A 20,061-nucleotide genomic window follows, 5' to 3' on the forward strand; every position below is an offset into this window, starting at 1 on the left:
CGCCGGGGTACAGGTGACCCCGTCAGACCCGTCAGACCCGTCAGACCCGTCAGCCCCGTCAGCCCCGGCGGCCGCCGGCGCGCGCCTCGACGGGGCCCAGGTGCGCCACCACCCCCTGGTAGAAGCGGTCCACGGCCTCGTCGACGCTGCGGATGAACCCGGACTCGGTGTTGCCGCGGGTGTTGCCCATGCCCTTGATCAGCGACAGCCGGAAGCCGCTGAGCGGCGCGCCGCCCTTGGGCAGCAGGTCGCCCGGCTCGGGGCGCAGCCGCTCGAGGGTGCCGCGCGGCCCGCTCGCGCCCTCGACGAGGGTCTCCACGTGCAGGTCCGCCGGCGCCTCGGCCAGCAGCCTGACCAGCCGCTTGACCGTGGTCAGCGGATACGAGCCCTCCGGCGCCGGTACGTCGACCGTGGTGCGGACCTTCCCCGTCCGCAGATCGGCGGTCACCGCGATGACGCTGCTCGTCCCGTCGATGCGAAGCTCCGCGGAGAGCCGCCCGTCCCGGCACAGCGCCTCCGCCGCCGCGGTGCGGCGCGCCTGCGGATCGCTGCCGCGCCGGACGCGCTGAACCGGGAGCGCCTTCTGGCCGAGTTCCCCGCCCAGGCGCAGGCAGACCTGGCGGATCAGCCGCTCCCAGCTCTCGACCACCTCGACGGCGCGCGCGTCGTCGGGGGCGAGGGTTTCGTCCTCGATCCCCTTGCGCACGGGTACCCAGGCGGCGCCCATGTTCTGGAATCCGTGGCAGCCCGACTGCTCGTGCTGGAGGTACTCCAGCAGCTCCTGCAGCAGCCACGCGTGTGCGGCGTTGCCCACGCCCTCGTGGCGGATCAGCATCTGGGCCTGGTGGGCCACCTCGGCCCAGGACAGGTGCCAGAGGCTGACCTTGTGCTTGCGCCGACCGTCGATCTTGACGTCCACCATGGCCGCACCTTCGAGGGCGACGTCGTTGGAGAGCGTGATCACGGCCTCGTAGCCGCGGCGTGCGGCGATGTCCATGTACTGCTGGACCTGCTCGGGCTTGAGCGGGTTGCCGTTCGTCTTCGTCTCGACCAGGGCCGTCCAGAGCTTCCCGGCGCGCTCGACCCGGATCACCCCGTCCGGGCGCCGCGGGGTGTCGCCATGGGGGAGGGACACCTCGGTGAAGGTCTGCATCCGCCCGGCGGGGGCGCCGAACGCGGCGGTGAGGCGGCGGCCGAACTCCGGCACCTGCGCCATGACGGACAGCAGCACCGAGGTGGCGCGCACCTCCCGCTCCCGGTCGCTCTTCAGCGTCGGTACGGGGAACAGCCGGGCCGGGCGCCAGGAGTCGTTCTCGGCGAGCGAGGCCTTGGCCACCTTGGGGAGGGTGACCTTCTTCTTGGTCGTACGAGGGCCCCGGCCGCGGGTCTGGGCGGGCACGGCGTCCGGCTCTGCGGGGGCGGGGACGGGGTCCGGGGCCGGGGCTTCGGGCGTGTCGACCGGCTCGGGCTCCGCGGCGGGTGCGCCGTCGGCCGCCTTCGCCATCTCGATGGCGTCGACGCTGTCGCCCGCCTCGCCCGGCCCGCCCGCCTCGCCCGCGTCCTCGCTCTCGTCGGCCTCCTCGTTGACGGCGATGCCGAAATCGGTGGCCAGACCGGCCAGCCCGGTCTCGTAGCCCTGTCCGACCGCGCGAAACTTCCACTCCTCGCCGCGCCGGTACAGCTCACCGAAGATGAACGCGCTCTCCACGCCCGCGTCGTGGATGGAGAACCCGACCAGAGGTTCGCCGGACCGGTCCGCGACCGTCATCCGCAGGTCGTCCAGATCGCCGAACCGGGCGCCGCCGTACTGGCTGGCCGCCACCACGATGCGGGCGACGTCCTCGGGCACGGCGGTGAGGTCCACGCTGATGCGGTCCTCGTCGCCGTTGCCGGTCGGCGTCTTGCCCAGCAGCTGCACGCTCCCGTCGGCGGCGGCCGGGTTGTTGTAGAAGTAGAAGTCGTTCTCGCTGCGGACCTTGCCGTTCCCGTCGACGAGGAGCACCGAGACGTCGGCGTCGCCGGCCCCCGAGGCGCTGCTCCAGCTCAGGCTCACGACCACGGCCCCGGCGTCCTCGCTGAGGGCCGTCAGGCTGACGTTGGCGCCCTTTGAGATCTCCTGCATGTCCAACCCCCCAGTCGCCCGGCTCGTTCGTCCGTGGCGGACCGAGCAGGCCGGACTGTCGTTCTTCCGTTCCCGGCGAACCGTAGCGGCGTGCTGCGCCGGAGATCGGCGAAAGCCGGAAAAGGGGTCGGAAGCGGAGGGCGGGGTGCCTTTACGGGGGCACTGCGGGGCATGGGGGACACTGGTGGGGCTCGACCCCGTTCCATGTTGCCGAGGAGCTGTTCCGCATGCCCCGCCTTGCCGTGTTCGCCATCGTCGTCTGCGTCCTGTCCGTGGCCGCGGCCGTGGTCGCCTTCGTGGAGGGCAGCTTCCTGGGCATCGTGTGGGTGTTGCTGGCCGGGCTCACGTCCAACATGGCCTGGTTCTACCTGCGCAAGGCGAAGGCGGAGAAGGCCGCGCGCTCCGCGGGCTGAGTGCAGCGCGGGCCGTCCGCGCCGATGCCACCGCCGGGGCGCCCGGGGCTGCGCCTACACTCCCGGGCCATGGGGAATCTGACTGCTGCCGTGGCCGGGGATCTGGCGCCGAAGGGTGTCCTGCGGGCCTCGGTGAACCTCGGGAATCCGGTGCTCGCCCAGGGGACGCCGCAGGCGCCCGCCGGGATCACCGTGGACATCGCGCGGGAGCTGGCGGCCCGGCTGGGGCTGCCGGTGGAGTTCCTGTGCTTCGACGCGGCGCGGAAGTCCTTCGAGGCGATGGCCGAGGGGCGGGCCGACATCTGCTTCCTGGCGGTGGATCCGGCCCGTGAGGCCGAGGTGGCGTTCACCGCGCCGTACGTGCTCATCGAGGGCGTGTACGCGGTACCGCGCGAGTCCCGGCTCACGACGCCCGCCGAGGTGGACGCGGCCGGGGTGCGGATCGGGGTCAAGGAGGGGTCGGCGTACGACCTGTTCCTGTCGCGCGAGCTGAGGCACGCCGGTGTGGTGCGCGGGGCGGAGGGCGTGGACGTCTTCCGCGAACAGGGGCTGGAGGCCGGGGCCGGCATCCGGCAGCCGGTGACCGCGTACGCCGCCGCGCACCCGGAGGTCCGGCTGGTGGAGCCGGCGTTCATGCAGATCCGGCAGGCGGTGGGGACCACCGTCTCCCGGCGGCCGGAGACGGTGGCCTTCCTGCGGGCGTTCGTGGAGGAGCTGAAGGCCTCCGGATTCGTCGCGGAGGCGCTGCGGCGGTCGGGGCAGCCGGACACACTGGCCGCCCCGGCCGCCCCGGCCGCCTGAGGGGCCGCGGGGACCGGGCGGCCGCAGGCGTTTTCAGGACTGCGGGGCCGCGCAGAAGCCGTTCGTGTCCTGCCAGAAGCGGTAGAGGTCGCGGCCGCAGAAGGTCTCCAGGTCGGAAACGCCCAGCGTGGACAGCAGATTGCGCACCACGTCGAAGAAGTAGCCGTTGACCTCCGGGATCCACAGCAGCGCGAACACCGCGATCAGCCCGAACGGCGCCAGCGGCGCCATCTCGCGGCGGATCCGGTACGACAGCCACGGCTCGATGATCCCGTAGCCGTCCAGGCCCGGCACCGGCAGGAAGTTCAGGATCGCCGCCGAGACCTGGAGCAGCGCGAGGAAGGCTAGCGCGAAGCGGAACGCCATCGGGACTCCGTCGAGGGCGTTCAGCCAGAACGGCGCCGTGCAGACGACCGCGAAGGCCACGTTCGTCAGCGGGCCCGCCGCCGAGATGAGGCTGTGCTTCCAGCGGCCCTGGATCCGGTCGCGCTCGATGTACACCGCGCCGCCGGGCAGGCCCAGCCCGCCCATGATCACGAAGATCACCGGCAGGATGATGCTGAGCAGTGCGTGCGTGTACTTCAGCGGGTTCAGCGTCAGGTAGCCCTTGGCCCCGACGGTGAGGTCGCCGCTGTGCAGGGCCGTACGGGCGTGCGCGTACTCGTGCAGGCACAGGGAGACGATCCAGGCCGAGGTCACGAAGAGGAACACGGCGAGCCCGGTGCTCGTCGAGTACCCCGTCCACACGGCCCAGCCGGTGACCGCCATGACGGCGAAGATGCCGAGGAATACGGAACTGATCTGCCGCTCGCCGCGGCTGCCCTGATGACCCATGCGGCGAAACCTACCCCGGCCGGTAGGCCAAAAGGAGTACGGGGCCGGGCTCGGAGGAAGGGACAATGGGCCGGTGCGTTACGCGATTCTCGGCACTGCCCAGGCCAGCGGCGACGACGGGACCCCCGTCGCCGTCGGCGGAGCGCGCCTGCGGGCGCTGCTGACGGCGCTGGCGTTGAGGCCTGGGCGGGCCGTTCCGGTGCACCTGCTGGTGGAGCAGGTGTGGGACGGCGACCGGCCGGCGGATGCGCCGGCCGCGCTCCAGGCGCTGGTGGGCCGGCTGCGCAGGGCGCTGGGACGCGGGGCGGTGCGCTCGGTGGAGGGCGGGTACCTGCTCGCCGCGGCGGCCGAGGACGTCGACCTGTACCGCTTCGAGCGGCTCGCCCGGGCCGGAGCCGTGGCGCAGGACCCGGCCGAGGCGGACGCCCTGTACGACGAGGCCCTGGCGCTGTGGCGCGGCCCGGCGCTGGCCGACCTGCCGGACGCGGTGGCCGAGTCCGCCCGCTGGGAGGCCGTACGTCTGGACGCGCGCCGGGGCCGGCTCGCGGCGGCCCTGGCGCTGGGCGAGGCCGGGCGGGCCCTCCCGGAGCTGACCGCCCTGTGCGAGCAGCACCCGCTGGACGAGCCGCTCCAGGTCCTGCGGATCCAGGCCCTGCGGGACACCGGCCGCCCGGCGGAAGCGCTGGCCGCGTACGAAGCCGTCCGCCGGGACCTGGCCGCCCGCCTCGGCACGGACCCGGGCCCGGCCCTGCGCACCCTCCACACCCAGCTCCTGACCCCGCACTCCGCCCCGGCCGGTCCCTGGGGCAGCGCCGAGAACGCGCCCTCCGGCCAGGGACGGCCGCCCCGTGCCCCGGCCCCCGGCCCGGCCGGGGCGTTCGGCGGCCCCCGGCCCCCGGCCTCGGGCTCGGGCGAACCGTGGCGGGGCGCGCAGCCCCCGGCCCCCGGCCCGGCCGGGGCGGGGGGTGGCGCGCAGCACGCGGGCTCCGGGCAGAGCGGGGTTGCGGGCGCCCCGGGCGGCCGTCCCGGGCAGCCGGGGCAGGGGCATGGCGCGGTCGTGCCTCCGGCTCCCGGCGTGCCCACCGCTCCGGCCGGCCCGTGGCACGGCGCGCAGTCGCCGGACTCCGGCCCGGCGGCCGAGGCCGCGCAGCCGGGCCCGGCCCCGGCCTCCGGCCCGGCCGGGGGATACGGCGGCGTGCAGCCGGCGGACGCCGGCCCGGCGGGCGGACCCGGGTCCTCCCGGCCGGGGAACCTGCGGGTGCGGTTGACCACCTTCGTGGGGCGGGAGGAGGACATCCGGGTCATCGGCGGGGATCTGGGGCGGGCGCGGCTCGTCACCCTGCTCGGGCCCGGCGGGGCCGGGAAGACGCGGCTGTCCCAGGAGGCCGCCGAGCACGCCGCCGCGGCCTGGCCCGACGGGGTGTGGTTCGTGGAGCTGGCCCCCGTGGACGACCCGGAGGACGTCGCCGAGGCCGCGCTCACCGCGCTCGGTGCACGGGAGACCAAGCTGCGCGGCGCCGCCGCCGAGGAGCTGCGGGCGCTGACCGACCGGGCCGGGGCCGGGGACCAGCCCCTCGACCGGCTCGCGGAGCACTGCGCGCGGCGGCGGATGCTGATGATCCTGGACAACTGCGAGCACGTCGTCGGCGCCGCCGCCGAGCTGGCCGAGGAACTCCTCGCGCGTTGCCCCGGCGTCCGGATCCTGGCCACCAGCCGCGAACCCCTCGGCGTGCCGGGGGAGTTGCTGCGGCCGGTGGAGCCGCTGCCCGACCCCGTCGCGCTCCGGCTCCTGGGAGACCGGGGGGCGGCCGCCCGGCCCGGCTTCAGCGTCGAGGACGACCCGGCCGCCGCCGCCGAGATCTGCCGCCGCCTCGACGGGCTGCCGCTCGCCATCGAGCTGGCCGCGGCCAGGCTGCGGCTGCTCACCCCGCGTCAGATCGCCGACCGCCTCGACGACCGCTTCCGGCTCCTGACCAGCGGCGCCCGTACCGTCCTGCCCCGCCAGCAGACCCTGCGCGCCGTCGTCGACTGGTCCTGGGACCTGCTCGACGAGCCCGAGCGCGCCGTCCTGCGCCGGCTCTCCGTCTTCGCCGGCGGCTGCGACCTCCCCGCCGCCGAGGCCGTCTGCACGGACGGCACCCTGGACGTCGCCGACGTCCTCGGCTCCCTCGTCGACAAGTCCCTCGTCGTCGCCGCCCCCGGCCAGAGCGGCGGCATGCGCTACCGGCTCCTCGAGACCGTCGCCGAGTACGCCGCCGAGCGGCTGGCCGAGGCCGCCGGGGACCGCGGTGACACCGAACGGCGCCACCTCACGTACTACCGCGAACTCGCCCGCACCGCCGAGCCGTTGCTGCGCGGCCGGCGCCAGCGCGAGGCCAGGCGGCGGTTCGCCGCCGAGTACGAGAACCTCCGTACCGCCCTGCGCCGCGCCGTCGCCGCCCGCGACACCGACGAGGTGCTCTGCCTGGTCCACTCCCTCGCCTGGTACTGGCAGATGCACGACCTGCGCGCCGAGTCCCGGCACTGGTCCAACGCCGCCGGCGCGCTCGGCCCCGACCCGTTCGCCGCGCCCGTCACCCCCGCCGAGCCCGTGTACGCACAGCTCGTGGACACGCCCCCGCCGTACGGCGGGGAACTGCTCACCGAGGCCTGGCGCGGCATCCGGCTGATCCAGCTCGCCTCCCGCGACCAGACCAACGAGAGCTGGACCGCGCCCGAGATCCGGGACCAGATCGAGGGGGTCCTCGCCGCCTACCGGCCCGGTCTGCCGCAGACCTGCCGGACCCCCGCGGGCCTGTGGATCTACGCCGTGATGATCGCCGGGAACTCCGACCTGCTCCAGCAGGTCCTCGACACCACCGTCGACACCGCCCGGGAGCTGGACTACCGCTGGGAGCTGGCCGCCGCCCTCCAGGTACGGGCCAACTGGCTCGCCAACCGGGCCGCCTGGTCCGGGGACGCGGCCCGTGACGCCGACGAGAGCCACGCCCTCTTCGAGTCGCTGGGCGACGACTGGGGCTGCGCCGAGGCCCTCTCCGCCCGCGCCGAAGCACGCGAGAAGCGGGGCGAGTACGCGGCCGCCGCCGAGGACTACCGGTCCGCGATCGAGCACGCAGAGCGGCTCGGCGCCCCGTCCCAGGTCACGGTCCTGCGCGTGCGGATGGCCGGGACCCTCGTCGAGAACGGCGAGCTCGCCGAGGCCGAGGAGACCCTCACCGGGATCCTGAGCACCCCCTTCACCCACGGCAACGAGGCGATGCCGGCCGCCCTGATGTTCCTCGCCGGGATCTACGGCCGTACCGGCCGCATCCCCGAGGCCCGCCACCAGCTCCAGCTGCTGCGCGACGAGTTCGCGTTCGGCGCGTTCGCCATCTTCGACGGGTTCCTGCTCGGCACGATGGCCTGGCTGGAGAACCGGGAGGGCAAGTACACGGAGGCCCTCGCCATGCTCCGGCAGGCCATGGGGACCGCCCGGGACCCCCTCGCCCTGATGGTCGCCCCGCACATGCCCGCCGTGTACCTGATGACGGCGGCCCTCTCCCACGCCGGCCTCGGCGGCCCGCAGCACGCGTACGACGCCGCCCGGCTGCTCGGCGCGTACCGGGCCCAGCTGCCGCCCGAGCACTTCCCGGTCAGCACGGAGCGCGAGGACGGCGCCCGCGCCGAGGTGCTGACGCGCGCCGCGCTCGGCGAGGCCGCGTACGCGTCGGCGTACGCCGAAGGCGGCGGCCTCACCCTGGAGGAGGCCACCGCCCTCATCTGACCCGGCCCCCCGTGCGGGGCCCGTCCGGGACGCGATCCGGAACGGACCGACCGACCCGGATCAGGTCTTCTGGCGGAACTTTCGGACGGCGAGCGGCATGAGGACCGCGGTGATGGCGACCGACCAGGCCAGGGTGACCCACACCGAGTGGCCCAGCGGGGTCCCGTTCATCAGGCCGCGCGCCGCGTCGGCCAGGTTCGACAGCGGGTTGTAGTCCGTGAAGGACTGCAGCCAGCCGGGCATGGTCGTCGGCTTGGCGAAGATCGAGCTGCCGAACTGCAACGGCATCAGGACCAGCATCGCCATGCCCTGGACGGCCTGCGCGGTCTTCATCGTCAGACCCAGCAGGATGAAGATCCACATCAGGGAGGCGCCGAAGACGGCCGACAGCCCGATGGCCAGCAGCAGCGCCGGCACCGAGTGGACGGACAGCCCGAGCATGAAGCCCACGGCGAGCAGGATGGCGATGGCGACCATCATCCGGCCGAGTTCGACCACGATCTTGGCGATGAGAACGGAGGACCGGGCGATCGGCATGGACCGGAACCGGTCCATCACGCCCTTCTTGAAGTCGTCGTTGACACCGGTGCCGACGCCCATGGCGATGTTCATGCCCATCATCGCCATCAGGCCCGGGACCAGGTAGTTGACGTACTGCTCCTGGTTGCCCTTGCCGGACATCGCGCCGCCGAAGACGAACACGAACAGCAGCGTGAAGATGATCGGCATGAGCACGGCGTCGAACATCGACTCCGGGTCCTGCTTGATCTGCAGGGCGTTGCGCCGCACCAGGGCGCCGATGTGGCGCAGGTTGCCGCGCAGGCCGATCCGGCCGTCCTCGGACGGGGCGGACGCCGCGGCTGCCGGGGCGGCCGCGGGCTTGGTGGTGGTGACGGTGCTCATGCCGCGACCTCCTCGGTCTTCTCGGTCTTCTCGGTCTTCTCGGTGGGAACGGAATCCTCGACCGGGGTGGGCCGCTGACCGGTGATGGCCAGGAACACCTCGTCCAGGCTGGGCAGGTACGTGCCGAGGTCGGCGATCGCGTACCCGCGGGCGGCCAGCAGACCGACCACGGCGGTCAGCTGCTCGTCGCTCAGGATCGGGACCAGCAGCACGCCCTCGTCGGGGACGGCCTGCGAACCGGCCACGCCGTCGAGCCCGGCCTCCGCCAGCGCACGGGCCATGCCCGGCAGGTGGGACGCGGCGACGGGGCGGATCTTCAGGGTCCGGCCGCCGACCCGGGCCTTCAGCTCGTCGACCTTGCCGTTGGCGATGACCTTGCCCTTGTCGATGACCGTCAGCTCGCTCGCGAGCTGCTCGGCCTCCTCCATGTACTGGGTGGTGAGCAGGACGGTGGCCCCCTCGGCGACCATCCGCTGCACCTCGTCCCACACCTCGTTGCGGGTGCGGGGGTCGAGGCCGGTGGTCGGCTCGTCCAGGTACAGCACGGCAGGGCGGCCGATCATGGAGGCGGCCAGGTCGAGCCGGCGGCGCATGCCGCCGGAGTAGTTCATCGCGGCCTTCCTGGCGGCGTCGGTGAGCGAGAACCGCTCCAGCAGCTCGTCCGCACGCGACCGGGCGTCCTTGCGGGACAGGTCGAGCAGCCGGCCGATCATGTAGAGGTTCTCCCAGCCGGAGAGCTTCTCGTCGACCGAGGCGTACTGGCCGGTCAGGCCTATGGTGCGGCGCAGCTGCCGCGGCTGGCGGACCACGTCGTAGCCCGCGACGGTCGCGGTCCCGGCGTCCGGGACGATCAGGGTGGAGAGGCAGCGTACGAGGGTCGTCTTGCCGGCGCCGTTGGGCCCGAGGACCCCGAGGACGGTGCCCTCGCGGACGTCCAGGTCGACACCGTCCAGGGCTTTGGTCTCGCCGTAGTGCTTGACCAGTCCCCGCACCTCGACGGCGTTCGAGCCGTTCAGGGGATTCTTGTCGTTTCGCGTCATGGGCACCATGGGACCAGCCGCCACCGACAACGCACCGACATCGCACCGACAGCCGGCCGACAGGAAGCCGACAGCCCGCCGGCGACGCGTCGGCGGGCTGTCTGACGGGGTGCCCGATCGATCAGTGGAAGCTGTGCTCGGCCTGCGGGAACGTTCCGCCGACCACGTCCTCGGCGAAGGCCTTCGCCGCGTCGCCCATGGTCGCGCGGAGGTTCGCGTACTGCTTCACGAACTTCGGCATCTTCCCGCCGGTCAGGCCCATCATGTCGGTCCACACCAGCACCTGCGCGTCGCACTCCGCGCCCGCACCGATGCCGACCGTCGGGATGTGCAGGGACCGGGTGACCTCGGCGGCCAGCTCGGCCGGAACCAGCTCCAGCACCACCGCGAAGGCGCCCGCGTCCTGCGCCGCCTTGGCGTCGCGCAGCAGCTGGTGCGCGGCCTCGTCGCCGCGGCCCTGCACCCGGTAGCCCATGGCGTTCACGGACTGCGGGGTCAGGCCCAGGTGGGACATGACGGGGATGCCGGACTGCACGATCAGCTCGGTCTGGTGCAGCGAGCGCTCGCCGCCCTCCAGCTTCACGGCCCCGACGCCGGCCTCCTTCACGAGGCGGGTGGCACTGCGCAGCGCCTGCACGGCGCCTTCCTGGTACGAGCCGAACGGCAGGTCGCCGATGACCAGGGCCCTGCTCGTGCCCCGTACGACGGCAGCCGACAGCAGGGTCATCTCGTCCATCGTCACGGGGACGGTCGTCTCGTAGCCGAGGTGACAGTTGCCCATGGAGTCGCCGACGAGGATGACCGGGATGCCGGCCTCGTCGAAGACGGACGCGGTCATCGCGTCGTAGGCGGTGAGCATGGGCCACTTCTCGCCCCGCTCCTTGGCGAGGGTGAGGTCGCGGACGGTGATCCGTCGGGTGCCCGTGCCTCCGTACAGGGTGGGGGAGGCGGCTTCGCGGGCAGGCGAAACGGCATGCGTCATGGCAACTGCTCCTTGATGTCATCTCGAGGCGCCCTTACGGCGTCCCCGGACTCATCCACCATGGTGGCACCTGCCCGGGCCGTGGCGAAAGTGGCGCGAAGACCTGTACGTCACACTCCTGGCTCACACCAGGACCACTCCTGGCCCCTTCATGGTCCCCTCCGCGGCGGTTCGACGCGCGCGAGAGCGAATGTGCGCGTTTCGTGACAAGCGGAACCTCGGCCGCGCGGCCGTTCGTCCTCCGGGACGTACGGCCGGAACAACGGCACGGAAGGCTGCGTCCATCGCCTAGGGTCAAGGAGCGGGGACGGAGCGCAAGCACGGCAGCGAGGGCAGTGGCATGGCACAGGCGTACATGACGGAGACGGGGAACGGCGGCTCGGAGCCCGAGCCCTCCGGATCCCGCCTCCGGCGCCGACTGGCCGGGCTGCGCCGCGACCGGGGCATCTGGCGGCGCGGGATCGTGACCGCGGCCCTGGCCGCCCTGATCTCGCTGGTCATGATCTTCCACGCCGAGCTGCCGAACGACGTGGGCAACCTCGGCAGCCTCACCGAGACCTTCCTGCCCTGGCTGGGCCTGGCCGTGCCGCTCCTGCTCGCCGCCGCCGTCGTCCGCAAGTCCGCCACCGCGCTGATCGCGATACTGCTGACGGCCGTCGTATGGGTGAACCTCTTCGGCGGCCTGGTCCTCGACAAGTCCGGCTCCGGTGGCAACCTGATGGTCGCCACCCACAACGTCGACGCCGACAACCCCGACCCGCGCGGCACCGCAGCCCGGGTCGCGAAGTCCGGGGCCGACGTCCTGGCCCTGACCGAGCTCAAGGGCAGCGCCGTGCCCGTCTACGAGGAGGCGCTGGCGGGCGCGTACAAGTACCACTCCGTCGAGGGCACGGTCGGCGTGTGGAGCAAGTACCCGCTGAGCGCCAGCTCGCCCGTCGACATCAAGATGGGCTGGACCCGCGCCATGCGCACCACCGTGGACAGCCCGTACGGCCAGATCGCCGTCTTCGCCGCCCACCTGCCCTCCGTCCGGGTCAAGCTCAACGCCGGCTTCACCGCCAACCAGCGCGACAACAGCGCCGGGGCCCTGGGCGCCGCGCTCGCCGCCGAACCGCTGAAGAAGGTCATCCTGCTCGGCGACCTCAACGGAACCATGAACGACCGATCCCTGTCCGAGGTCACCTCGCAGATGCGTTCCACCCAGGGCGCGGCGGGCGACGGATTCGGCTTCAGCTGGCCGGCCCAGTTCCCGATGGCCCGCATCGACCAGATCATGGTCCGCGGGATCACGCCCGAGGGCTCCTGGACCCTCCCGCGCACCGGCAGCGACCACCTGCCGATCGCTGCGCGGCTGACGGTGAGGAAGTAGCCCGCAGCGGTTGCGGAAGGGGCCTCACCGCATCGGCTGCGAGGCCCCTTCGCCGGACGCCCCTACGCCTGTTCGCGCCAGCCGTTCGTGATGGGCAGCCGGCGGTCCTTGCCGAAGCCCTTCGCGGAGATCTTCGTGCCCGGCGGGTACTGGCGGCGCTTGTACTCCGCGGTGTCCACCATCCGCAGCGTCCTGGCGACCAGCTCGCCGTCGAATCCGGCCGAGACGATCGCCTCCAGGCCCTGGTCGCGGTCCACGTACAGCTCCAGGATCGCGTCCAGTACCGGGTAGTCCGGCAGCGAGTCCGTGTCCACCTGGCCCGGGCGCAGTTCGGCGCTCGGCGGCTTCACGATGGAGTTCTCCGGGATCGGCGGGGTCTCGCCGCGTTCGGCCGCGGCCCGGTTGCGGTACTGCGCGAGCCGGAACACGTCCGACTTGTAGACGTCCTTGATCGGGCCGTACGCACCCACCGAGTCGCCGTACAGGGTGGAGTAGCCGACGGCCAGCTCCGACTTGTTGCCCGGGGCCAGCACGATGTGGCCCTCCTGGTTGGAGACCGCCATCAGCATCGTGCCGCGCAGCCGGGACTGGAGGTTCTCCTCCGCCAGGCCGGTCAGGCCCAGCGAGCCCATGTACGCGTCGAACATCGGCTCGATCGGCACCGTACGGAAGTTCAGGCCGGTCCGGTCGGCCAGCTCGGCCGCATCGCCCTTGGAGTGGTCCGAGGAGTACTTCGAGGGCATGGAGATGCCGTACACGTTCTGCGCGCCGATCGCGTCGCAGGCGATGGCGGCGACCAGCGCGGAGTCGATGCCGCCGGAGAGCCCGATCAGGACGGAGCGGAATCCGTTCTTCTTGACGTACGCGCGCAGGCCCACGACCAGCGCGTCGTAGATCTCCTCGTCGTCGTCCAGGCGGTCGGCGTAACCGCCGGTGACCACCGGCTCGTACGGCTCCACGGGCTCTTCGGAGAGGACCACGCGGTCGATCCGCAGGCCGTCGTCGACGACGCCCCCGGGGGCGTCGGCCCGCGCCGCGGGCAGGTCGAGGTCGACGAGGACGCAGCCCTCGGAGAACTGCGGGGCGCGTGCGATGACCTCGCCGCTGCCGTCGACGACGATCGAGTCGCCGTCGAAGACCAGCTCGTCCTGGCCGCCGATCATGGCCAGGTAGGCGAGGGTGCAGCCGGCCTCCTGGGCGCGCTTGCGGACCAGTTCGAGGCGCAGGTCGTCCTTGTTGCGCTCGTACGGGGAGGCGTTGACGGAGATCAGCAGGCCGGCCCCGGCGGAGCGGGTGGCCGGGACGCGGCCGCCCTCCTGCCAGAGGTCCTCGCAGATCGCCAGGGCCACGTCGACGCCGCGCACCCGGATCACCGGCTGCGTGTCGCCCGGGACGAAGTACCGGAACTCGTCGAACACGCCGTAGTTGGGGAGGTGGTGCTTGGCGAAGCGGAGGACGACCTTCCCGCCGTACAGCACGGCCGCCGCGTTCTCCGGGGAACCGGCTGGGCGGCCGAGCCGTGGGGCGGCCTTCTCGGAGCGGTCGAGGTAGCCGACGACGACCGGCAGTTCGCCGAAGCCCTCGGCCGCCAGCCGCTCCGCGAGCTCGAGCAGCGCCGTGCGGGAGGCGTCGACGAAGGAGCCGCGCAGGGCGAGGTCCTCGACGGGGTACCCGGTCAGCATCATCTCCGGGAACGCCACCAGGTGGGCGCCCTGCTCGGCGGAGTGCCGGGTCCAGTGGACGACCGAGTCGGCGTTGGCGGCGATGTTGCCGACCTGCGAGTCGATCTGATTCAGAGCGAGGCGAAGTTGAGGCACGGGGCCCAGTCTAATCGTCTTTCTGACGCGATGTCCTGGGCCCCGCGCTTCTCGTGCGTTTCCGTCAGCCGATCGAGCCGCTGAACTTCGCGTTGGGCATCATGACTCCGGGCGAGATGTCGGCGCTGATGCGCTCGGTGCCCTCGGGTACCTCGAAGGCCACGACCCCGCTGGCGGACTCGCCCGGCAGGATGTCACCCCTGATCATCTTCGGGACGTCGCCGTCGAAGACGAGCTTGGCGGTCATCCCCTTCTCGTCGCGGACGTTGGGCATCGCGTAGATGACGTTGTGTGCGGCGGACGAGCCGTTCGTGATGGTGAGCGTCATCTCCACCGCGTTGCCGACCTGGGAGTACTTGTTCTTCGTGACGTACTTCTTCGGCGTCGACAAGGTCACCTTGATGCCGTTCGGGTACGTGTACGTCTCGCCGAACGGCAGCGGGGTCGTCATGCCGGGGACCTGTGAGGGCGAAGGCGTGGGCGAGGCCTTCGGGATCGGCGGCATGCTGCGGCGGAGGTCGGCCGGCGGGTTCCAGTCGTCGTCGAGCCGGTCGTCGGCCACCTTCTCGATGACGAGGCCGGTGAGGAGGAAGCCGCCGACGGAGGCGCCGAGGCCGAGTACGGCGAGGACGGTGCCGACGACGGCCATCGTCTTGCGCCCGGCGCCGCCCGAGGCGCGGACGAGGGCACCGATGCCGATGCCGATGCCGACGACGGCGAGGAGGCCGCCCGCCCAGAAGACGAACGGGATGAGCCCGATGACCACGGCGGCGATGCCGATGATGAGGGCGGCGACGGCCAGGCCGTTGGTGGCGGCCCGGGCGGGCGTGCCCCACGGGTTGCCGGGGACGGCGCCGGGGACGGCATGGGCGCCCCAGGGGTTGGCGGGCGGTACGGGCGCGCCGGGACCGCCGGGCGGCACGGGCGCGCCGAACGAGGGGGCCGGGGGAGCCGCGTGCAGGGGCGCGGTCGGCGGCGCGAAGGCGGCGGAGGCCGCGGGCGGCGCGAACGCGTCGACGGGCGCGGGGGCCCGCACGGGCTCGGGCTGCGGCGCGGGGGCGGGCTGCGGCGAGGGCGCCGGGACCGGCTCGGGGGCCGCGGCGGGCTGCGGTTCGGGCGTCGGCGTCGGCGCGGGGGCGGGGGCCGGTACGGGCTGTGCTTCGGGTTCCGGCGTGGGCGTGGGCGTGGGCGCGGGCGCGGGCTCCGGCGTCGGCCCGGGTTCCGGCCTCGGCTCCGGCTCCGGCTCCGGGGACTTCCGGAGCGACAGCGGCTGCGCCGGCTCGGGCGCGGAGGGTGCGGAGGCCGGCTCCGGTATGGGCGTGCCCACGGGCTCCGTCGGCGGACCGGACGGGCTGCTGGGCGGGTTCGGGGGCGTGCTCATACCTGGCGGAAGTCCTCACGGGGGGTGGTGTGCGCGGTGATCACCAAGCCTGCCATGGGCCCCGCATCGCTCCAAGGGGGTTTGGCCCCCGGCCCGCAGGCCGGGGGGCCGAACCCCGCGGAGGGGCTACCGCCGGTACCCGAGCACCGTCATCATCCCGGCCTCCGCGTGGTACACGTTGTGGCAATGCACCATCCACAGACCGGGGTTGTCGGCGTCGAAGTCCACCGTCAGCGTCCCGTTCGGCAGGATCAGCGCGGTGTCCTTGCGTGCGCCGCCCCGGCCGCCGCCGAGCGCGAAGGTGTGCCCGTGCAGGTGCAGCGGGTGCCACATCGTTGTCGAGTTGTTGAACTCCAGCCGGACCCGCTCGCCCGCCTTCACCGGGTGCCGCTGGTCGGCCGTGTACGGCTTGCCGTCGAAGGCCCAGTCGTACTTCTCCATCCCCCCGGTCAACTTGATCCCGATCGTGCGGTCCGGCTCGCGGGCGGCGAGTACGGCGGGCTCGGCGGCGCGCAGCCGGTCCGCCGTCAGCGGCTTTCCGGCCAGCTCGGCGGGCCGCGTCGCGGCGGTGGGCGCCGCCCCCGCCCCCGTGCGCAGCAGGGCGAGCGCGGATGCCGGCCCGCCCTTGCCCTCCTTGCCCTCGGCGAGCGCGGTCAGCGGGAACACCCCGTCCTGCGCCGTGACCAGTACGTCGTACCGCTCGCCCATGCCGAGCAGCAGCGAGCCGGTCTTCGCGTGCTCCACCGGGTAGCCGTCGGTGTGGGTGACCGTCAGCTCGTGGCCGCCGAGGGCGATCCGGAAGGCGGTGTCCCCGCCCGCGTTGACGATCCGCAGCCGGATCCGGTCACCGGGCTTGGCCGTGAAGACCGACGGGTCCTGCGCCGTCCGGCCGTTGACCAGGTAGTGCGGGTACGCGACATCGCCCGGGTCCTTGCCGAGGACGTCGCTCTCCCCGCCCATGAGCAGACGCGAGGGCCCGCCGCCGGCCGGGGTCTGCGAGGCCGCGCCGCCGTGGCCCGCGTGCCCGCCGCCCGACCGCATGTCCATGCCCTTGCGGAGTTCGGCCAGGACCGCGTCGGGGGTGGAGCCGTCCACTCCGTCGACCCAGTCGTCCAGGACCACCACCCACTCCTTGTCGTACGAGAGGGGCTCCTTCGGGTCCTCGACGATGAGCGGGGCGTACAGGCCGCGGTCCTGCTGGACGCCCGAGTGCGGGTGGAACCAGTACGTCCCCGGGTTCGGGACGGCGAACCTGTACGTGAAGGACCCGCCCGGCGCGATGTCCCGCTGGGTCAGGCCCGGGACCCCGTCCATGTCGTTGCGCAGGGCGAGCCCGTGCCAGTGCAGGGAGGTGGCCTGCGGGAGGTTGTTGGCCAGGGTCAGGGCGAGGGTGCCGCCCGCGGTGACCCGGACCTCCTGGCCGGGCAGCCGGTCCCCGTACGCCCAGGAGCGGACGGTGAGCCCGCCGCCCAGGTCGAGCGGGGTGGCGGTGGCAGTCAGCTTGACCTCGGAGACCGGTCCGGTGGCCTTGCGGGCCGCCTCGGCGGCCTGGACCTCGGGCCCGGCGGGGTCGACGTAGCCGCCCGGCGAGGCGGCGGGGGAGGAGCCGCCGTGGTTCATGGAGCCGTGGTCCGGGCCGGAGCCGTCGGGACCGTCGGAGCAGGCGGCGAGCAGCGCCGAACCGGCGAGGGCGGCGGAGGCGCCGAGAACGGCGCGGCGGGTGGGACGGTTGGGACGGTTGGGGCGGCTGGGAAGAGAGCGCATGGAAGCACCTCGTGGTGTGGTCGTACGAGCAGATGGGCGCCGTCTGCTGCCGCCGCTCCGGCCCGGCGCGCGGGGCGCGTGCGGGCATGCGGGGGCGGCAGCGGGCCCGTCGCTATACGCGCAGTACCGCCAGCCTCGTGAGGAGTTCGCGGGGCGAGGGCGGGTCCGGCCCGCCGGACCGGCCCGGCCCGCGGGCCGCGCCCCCGAGCGGCGCGGCGTCACGGAGGCCGGCCGGTCCGGCGCCCAGGATCAGCAGGGTGAGTCCGCCGAGTACGGCCAGGCACACCGACATGGGGTCCATACCGGAGCCGGGCGGCGGGGCCTCGGCGGCGGGCCCCCGGTCGTGGGAAGCATGCGCCGGGACGGTGACCGTGCCCGCGCCGGTGACCATGCCCGCGCCCGTGTCCACCCCTGTGTCCGCCCTGCCGGCGGACGCGTGGCCCGGTGCGTGGCCCGGCGTGTGGTCGGCGGCACGCCCGGCCGGGGCAACGGCGACGGCCGGAGCCGCGTCCTCCATGGTGTGGGACCGACTCGGATGGCCCAGGGTGTGCATGGTGACGATGCCCAGGAGCAGCGCAGCGAGCAGCAGCAGCCGGGGCCACCGGGCCGCTCGCCGGTCGGTGCGCAGGGCAGGGCGCGTCATGGGCGGAACCCTACCCCGGGTGGGTATCTGATCGTAGGACCGGGTCCGCCGTGTTGAGGATGATGCGCAGTATGTCCACAAAAGCCGAAAAGGGGCTCTTCGCGAACAGTGCGTGGCCGGTCGCCCTCCTCATCGGCCTGGGCGCCGCCGCGTACACCGCATGGGTGCTCGAAGTCGTCCTCTCGACCGGCCTGAACCCCATCGAGACGTACGTCAGCGAGCTCGCCGCCCAGGACCAGCCGCTCGGCGGCCTGTTCCGGGCCACCGACTTCACCGCAGGCCTGCTCGCCTTCGCCGGCGGCCTGCTGGCCCTGGCCGGGCTGCTGCGCCGCGACGGATCCCGGCGCCCCTGGTCGGTCGTGGGCTGGGCCGGCGTCACCCTCTTCGGCGCGGCCACCGCCGCCGACGCCTGGCTCCCGCTGAGCTGCACACCCACCGTGGACCCCGTGTGCGCCGCCCGGGAGACCGCCGGCCTGGTCCCGGCCACCCATCAGGCGCACGCCGTCAGCAGCAGCCTCGCCATGACCGGCGCCCTCATCGGGATAGTCGCCCTCACCGTCGCCGCCCGCCGCTACGGCCGGCTCGCCCCGCTCGCCCGCTACGGGCCCGTCCTGGTCGGGCTGGAGCTGCTCGCCACCGCCTGGACCCTGTCCGCCATCGCGCTGTTCACCGCCGGGCGCGGGACCTGGGCGCTCGGCGCCGGGCAGCGGCTGCAAGTGCTGTTCGTGGCGTTCTGGCTGGGCCTGCTCGCGTACTCGGTCCACAAGGAGCGCCGCACATGACACCGGACATGACACCGCGCACGACCGCGCACGGCAACGTAACCGCCCGGACCGGCCGTTTCGTACGGGTGGACGGCGTCCCGCTGCACGTCCTCGTGGAGGGCAGCGGCCCGCCCGTGGTGCTGAGCGCCGGGCTCGCCATGGCCTGGTTCGACTGGGACCCCGTCGCCGCGCTGCTCGTCGCGCAGGGCCGCACCGTGGTCCGCTTCGACCGCCCCGGGCACGGGCTGAGCGCCCCCGCCACCGCCCCGGCGACCGCCGCCGGGGAGGCCCGCCGCATCGCCGGGCTGCTCGACGCGCTGGGCCTGCCCGGCCCGGTCACCGTCGCCGGGCACTCGATCGCCGGGTTCCACGCCGAGGCCTTCGCCCGCCTGTACCCCGAGCGCACCGCCGCGCTGGTCCTCGTCGACACCAGCATCGAGGAGGACCCCCGTACGGTCTGGCCCGCCGGGCTGCGCACCGGCGCCGCCCGCCTGCTCGGCCAGGCCCTGACCGCCGCCGGGCTGCCCGCCGCGCTGGGTCCGCTCGCCCGCCGCGCTGCCGTACGGGCCTCCCGCACCGGCGGCTGCGACCCAGCCGCCCCGGACCTCGTACGCCGCTGCTACCGCACCGGCCGGGTCTGGCGCGGCGCCCTGCTGGAGAACTCCGGCTACCCCGACACCGCCGCCGAGGTCCTCGCGCTGCGGACCGGGCGCCCGCCGGCCGTGCCCGTCACCGTCCTCACGGGGTACGACGGCTCGGCCGGGCGGGGGGCCCTGCGCTGGTGTGAGCGCCAGGCGGAGCTGGCCGACCGGCTCGGCGCCCGCTTCGAGGTCGCCGAACCGGCGGGGCACCTGGTCATGCTGGACCGCCCGGGCCGGGTGGCACGGGCGATCCTGGACGCTGCAGCACGGGAGCCGGGCGGGGCGGATCGGCCGGATGGGCCGGATCGGCCGGGTCAGTGGCTCGCGTAGACCTTCTCCACGAAGCCGGCCAGCTGGTGTTCGTCGAGGTGCTGGGCCAGGTCGGCCTCGCTGATCATGCCGACCAGCTTCTTGTCCTTGATGACCGGAAGCCGCTTGATCCGGTGGCTCTCCATCTCGTCCAGCACGTCGGTGACGTCCGCGCCCGCGTCGATCCAGCGCGGGGTGCCCTGGGCCATGTCACCGCAGGTCATCTCGGACGGGTTCAGACCCTGGGCCACACAGTTCACGACGATGTCGCGGTCGGTGATGATGCCGCAGAGCCGCTCGGCGGCGTCGCTGATGGGCAGGGCGCCCACATTGAGCCGGCTCATCAGCTGAGCGGCCTTGTCCAGAGTCGCGGTGGCGGGGATCCACTGGGCCCCGGGGTGCATGATGTCTGCCGCGGTGGTCATTGCTTACCTCCCTGAATGCCGATGCGGCCGGGCGCGGATGCGCCCGCCTCGGCACCCTCCGGAGGCCGGTGGGGGAAGGGCCTGATGAGG

Annotated in this window: 16 protein-coding genes; 6 read left to right on the plus strand and 10 right to left on the minus strand. The window is 73.6% G+C overall.

Annotation, left to right across the window (positions count from 1 at the left end):
- Window positions 1-58 precede the first annotated feature (58 nt).
- Complete coding sequence (locus tag ACZ5WG_RS29970) at window positions 59-2,122, minus strand: TerD family protein (protein ID WP_468727254.1); 2,064 nt, start codon at window positions 2,120-2,122, stop codon at window positions 59-61.
- 227 nt (window positions 2,123-2,349) lie between these two features.
- Between ACZ5WG_RS29970 and ACZ5WG_RS29975 the strand changes: the two genes are divergently transcribed.
- Window positions 2,350-2,535: a hypothetical protein gene (locus ACZ5WG_RS29975; RefSeq protein WP_385576873.1), complete on the plus strand. Its 186-nt coding sequence runs from the start codon at window positions 2,350-2,352 to the stop codon at window positions 2,533-2,535.
- 69 nt (window positions 2,536-2,604) lie between these two features.
- Window positions 2,605-3,336 carry a transporter substrate-binding domain-containing protein gene (locus ACZ5WG_RS29980; protein ID WP_468727256.1) on the plus strand — a complete coding sequence of 244 codons (732 nt, stop codon included), beginning with the start codon at window positions 2,605-2,607 and terminating at the stop codon, window positions 3,334-3,336.
- Window positions 3,337-3,369: 33 nt separating this feature from the next.
- On the opposite strand, the gene ACZ5WG_RS29985 is transcribed toward ACZ5WG_RS29980, so the two are convergent.
- Window positions 3,370-4,170, minus strand: a complete 801-nt coding sequence (locus ACZ5WG_RS29985) for a site-2 protease family protein (RefSeq protein ID WP_468727257.1) — start codon at window positions 4,168-4,170, stop codon at window positions 3,370-3,372.
- A 73-nt stretch (window positions 4,171-4,243) separates the two neighbouring features.
- On the opposite strand from ACZ5WG_RS29985, the gene ACZ5WG_RS29990 reads away from it, so the two are divergent.
- Complete coding sequence (locus tag ACZ5WG_RS29990; protein WP_468727258.1) at window positions 4,244-7,933, plus strand: AfsR/SARP family transcriptional regulator; 3,690 nt, start codon at window positions 4,244-4,246, stop codon at window positions 7,931-7,933.
- A 60-nt stretch (window positions 7,934-7,993) separates the two neighbouring features.
- Here the strand turns inward: ACZ5WG_RS29990 and ACZ5WG_RS29995 are convergent, their stop codons facing one another.
- The 3 genes from ACZ5WG_RS29995 to panB all read right to left on the minus strand — a co-directional run bounded on the left by ACZ5WG_RS29995 (window position 7,994) and on the right by panB (window position 10,858).
- Window positions 7,994-8,836 (minus strand): ABC transporter permease, encoded by an 843-nt coding sequence (locus tag ACZ5WG_RS29995; RefSeq protein WP_468727259.1) that lies wholly within the window; start codon window positions 8,834-8,836, stop codon window positions 7,994-7,996.
- Window positions 8,833-9,885, minus strand: coding sequence for an ATP-binding cassette domain-containing protein (locus ACZ5WG_RS30000; protein WP_468727261.1), 1,053 nt, complete (start codon window positions 9,883-9,885; stop codon window positions 8,833-8,835). Before ACZ5WG_RS30000 ends, ACZ5WG_RS29995 begins: the two co-directional genes overlap by 4 nt.
- A gap of 112 nt (window positions 9,886-9,997) precedes the next feature.
- The gene (gene panB / locus ACZ5WG_RS30005) at window positions 9,998-10,858 is read right to left on the minus strand and encodes a 3-methyl-2-oxobutanoate hydroxymethyltransferase (protein WP_030291569.1); all 861 of its coding nucleotides are present in this window, start codon (window positions 10,856-10,858) and stop codon (window positions 9,998-10,000) included.
- A 340-nt stretch (window positions 10,859-11,198) separates the two neighbouring features.
- On the opposite strand from panB, the gene ACZ5WG_RS30010 reads away from it, so the two are divergent.
- Window positions 11,199-12,227, plus strand: coding sequence for an endonuclease/exonuclease/phosphatase family protein (locus ACZ5WG_RS30010; RefSeq protein WP_468727263.1), 1,029 nt, complete (start codon window positions 11,199-11,201; stop codon window positions 12,225-12,227).
- Window positions 12,228-12,289: 62 nt separating this feature from the next.
- Here the strand turns inward: ACZ5WG_RS30010 and ACZ5WG_RS30015 are convergent, their stop codons facing one another.
- The 4 genes from ACZ5WG_RS30015 to ACZ5WG_RS30030 all read right to left on the minus strand — a co-directional run bounded on the left by ACZ5WG_RS30015 (window position 12,290) and on the right by ACZ5WG_RS30030 (window position 17,832).
- Window positions 12,290-14,044, minus strand: a complete 1,755-nt coding sequence (locus tag ACZ5WG_RS30015) for an NAD+ synthase (protein ID WP_468727265.1) — start codon at window positions 14,042-14,044, stop codon at window positions 12,290-12,292.
- A gap of 64 nt (window positions 14,045-14,108) precedes the next feature.
- Complete coding sequence (locus ACZ5WG_RS30020) at window positions 14,109-15,425, minus strand: DUF4190 domain-containing protein (protein ID WP_468727267.1); 1,317 nt, start codon at window positions 15,423-15,425, stop codon at window positions 14,109-14,111.
- Between the two features lie 126 nt (window positions 15,426-15,551).
- The gene (locus ACZ5WG_RS30025; RefSeq protein WP_468727269.1) at window positions 15,552-17,189 is read right to left on the minus strand and encodes a multicopper oxidase family protein; all 1,638 of its coding nucleotides are present in this window, start codon (window positions 17,187-17,189) and stop codon (window positions 15,552-15,554) included.
- Window positions 17,190-17,301: 112 nt separating this feature from the next.
- A complete protein-coding gene (locus tag ACZ5WG_RS30030) occupies window positions 17,302-17,832 on the minus strand; it encodes a hypothetical protein (protein ID WP_468727271.1) in 531 nt (176 codons plus the stop codon).
- Between the two features lie 71 nt (window positions 17,833-17,903).
- Between ACZ5WG_RS30030 and ACZ5WG_RS30035 the strand changes: the two genes are divergently transcribed.
- Both ACZ5WG_RS30035 and ACZ5WG_RS30040 read left to right on the plus strand, forming a co-directional pair.
- Complete coding sequence (locus tag ACZ5WG_RS30035) at window positions 17,904-18,614, plus strand: DUF998 domain-containing protein (RefSeq protein WP_468727274.1); 711 nt, start codon at window positions 17,904-17,906, stop codon at window positions 18,612-18,614.
- Between the two features lie 8 nt (window positions 18,615-18,622).
- Entirely contained in the window at window positions 18,623-19,567 is a 945-nt protein-coding gene (locus tag ACZ5WG_RS30040) for an alpha/beta fold hydrolase (protein WP_468727538.1), read from the plus strand.
- Here the strand turns inward: ACZ5WG_RS30040 and ACZ5WG_RS30045 are convergent.
- Window positions 19,552-19,971, minus strand: coding sequence for a CBS domain-containing protein (locus ACZ5WG_RS30045; RefSeq protein ID WP_468727276.1), 420 nt, complete (start codon window positions 19,969-19,971; stop codon window positions 19,552-19,554). The two genes, ACZ5WG_RS30040 and ACZ5WG_RS30045, sit on opposite strands and share 16 nt — an antisense overlap.
- Window positions 19,972-20,061: the final 90 nt, after the last annotated feature.

The sequence above is a fragment of the Streptomyces sp. NPDC032745 genome (genome assembly GCF_055579465.1).

Coding starts and splice junctions, on each gene's coding strand:
- ACZ5WG_RS30020 (WP_468727267.1), bottom strand. CDS start 15,425: ATGAGCACGCCCCCGAACCCGCCCAGCAGCCCGTCCGGTCCGCCGACG.
- panB (WP_030291569.1), bottom strand. CDS start 10,858: ATGACGCATGCCGTTTCGCCTGCCCGCGAAGCCGCCTCCCCCACCCTG.
- ACZ5WG_RS30045 (WP_468727276.1), bottom strand. CDS start 19,971: ATGACCACCGCGGCAGACATCATGCACCCCGGGGCCCAGTGGATCCCC.
- ACZ5WG_RS30040 (WP_468727538.1), top strand. CDS start 18,623: ATGACACCGCGCACGACCGCGCACGGCAACGTAACCGCCCGGACCGGC.
- ACZ5WG_RS30000 (WP_468727261.1), bottom strand. CDS start 9,885: ATGGTGCCCATGACGCGAAACGACAAGAATCCCCTGAACGGCTCGAAC.
- ACZ5WG_RS30035 (WP_468727274.1), top strand. CDS start 17,904: ATGTCCACAAAAGCCGAAAAGGGGCTCTTCGCGAACAGTGCGTGGCCG.
- ACZ5WG_RS30025 (WP_468727269.1), bottom strand. CDS start 17,189: ATGCGCTCTCTTCCCAGCCGCCCCAACCGTCCCAACCGTCCCACCCGC.
- ACZ5WG_RS29995 (WP_468727259.1), bottom strand. CDS start 8,836: ATGAGCACCGTCACCACCACCAAGCCCGCGGCCGCCCCGGCAGCCGCG.
- ACZ5WG_RS29980 (WP_468727256.1), top strand. CDS start 2,605: ATGGGGAATCTGACTGCTGCCGTGGCCGGGGATCTGGCGCCGAAGGGT.
- ACZ5WG_RS30030 (WP_468727271.1), bottom strand. CDS start 17,832: ATGACGCGCCCTGCCCTGCGCACCGACCGGCGAGCGGCCCGGTGGCCC.
- ACZ5WG_RS29985 (WP_468727257.1), bottom strand. CDS start 4,170: ATGGGTCATCAGGGCAGCCGCGGCGAGCGGCAGATCAGTTCCGTATTC.
- ACZ5WG_RS30010 (WP_468727263.1), top strand. CDS start 11,199: ATGGCACAGGCGTACATGACGGAGACGGGGAACGGCGGCTCGGAGCCC.
- ACZ5WG_RS29970 (WP_468727254.1), bottom strand. CDS start 2,122: ATGCAGGAGATCTCAAAGGGCGCCAACGTCAGCCTGACGGCCCTCAGC.
- ACZ5WG_RS29975 (WP_385576873.1), top strand. CDS start 2,350: ATGCCCCGCCTTGCCGTGTTCGCCATCGTCGTCTGCGTCCTGTCCGTG.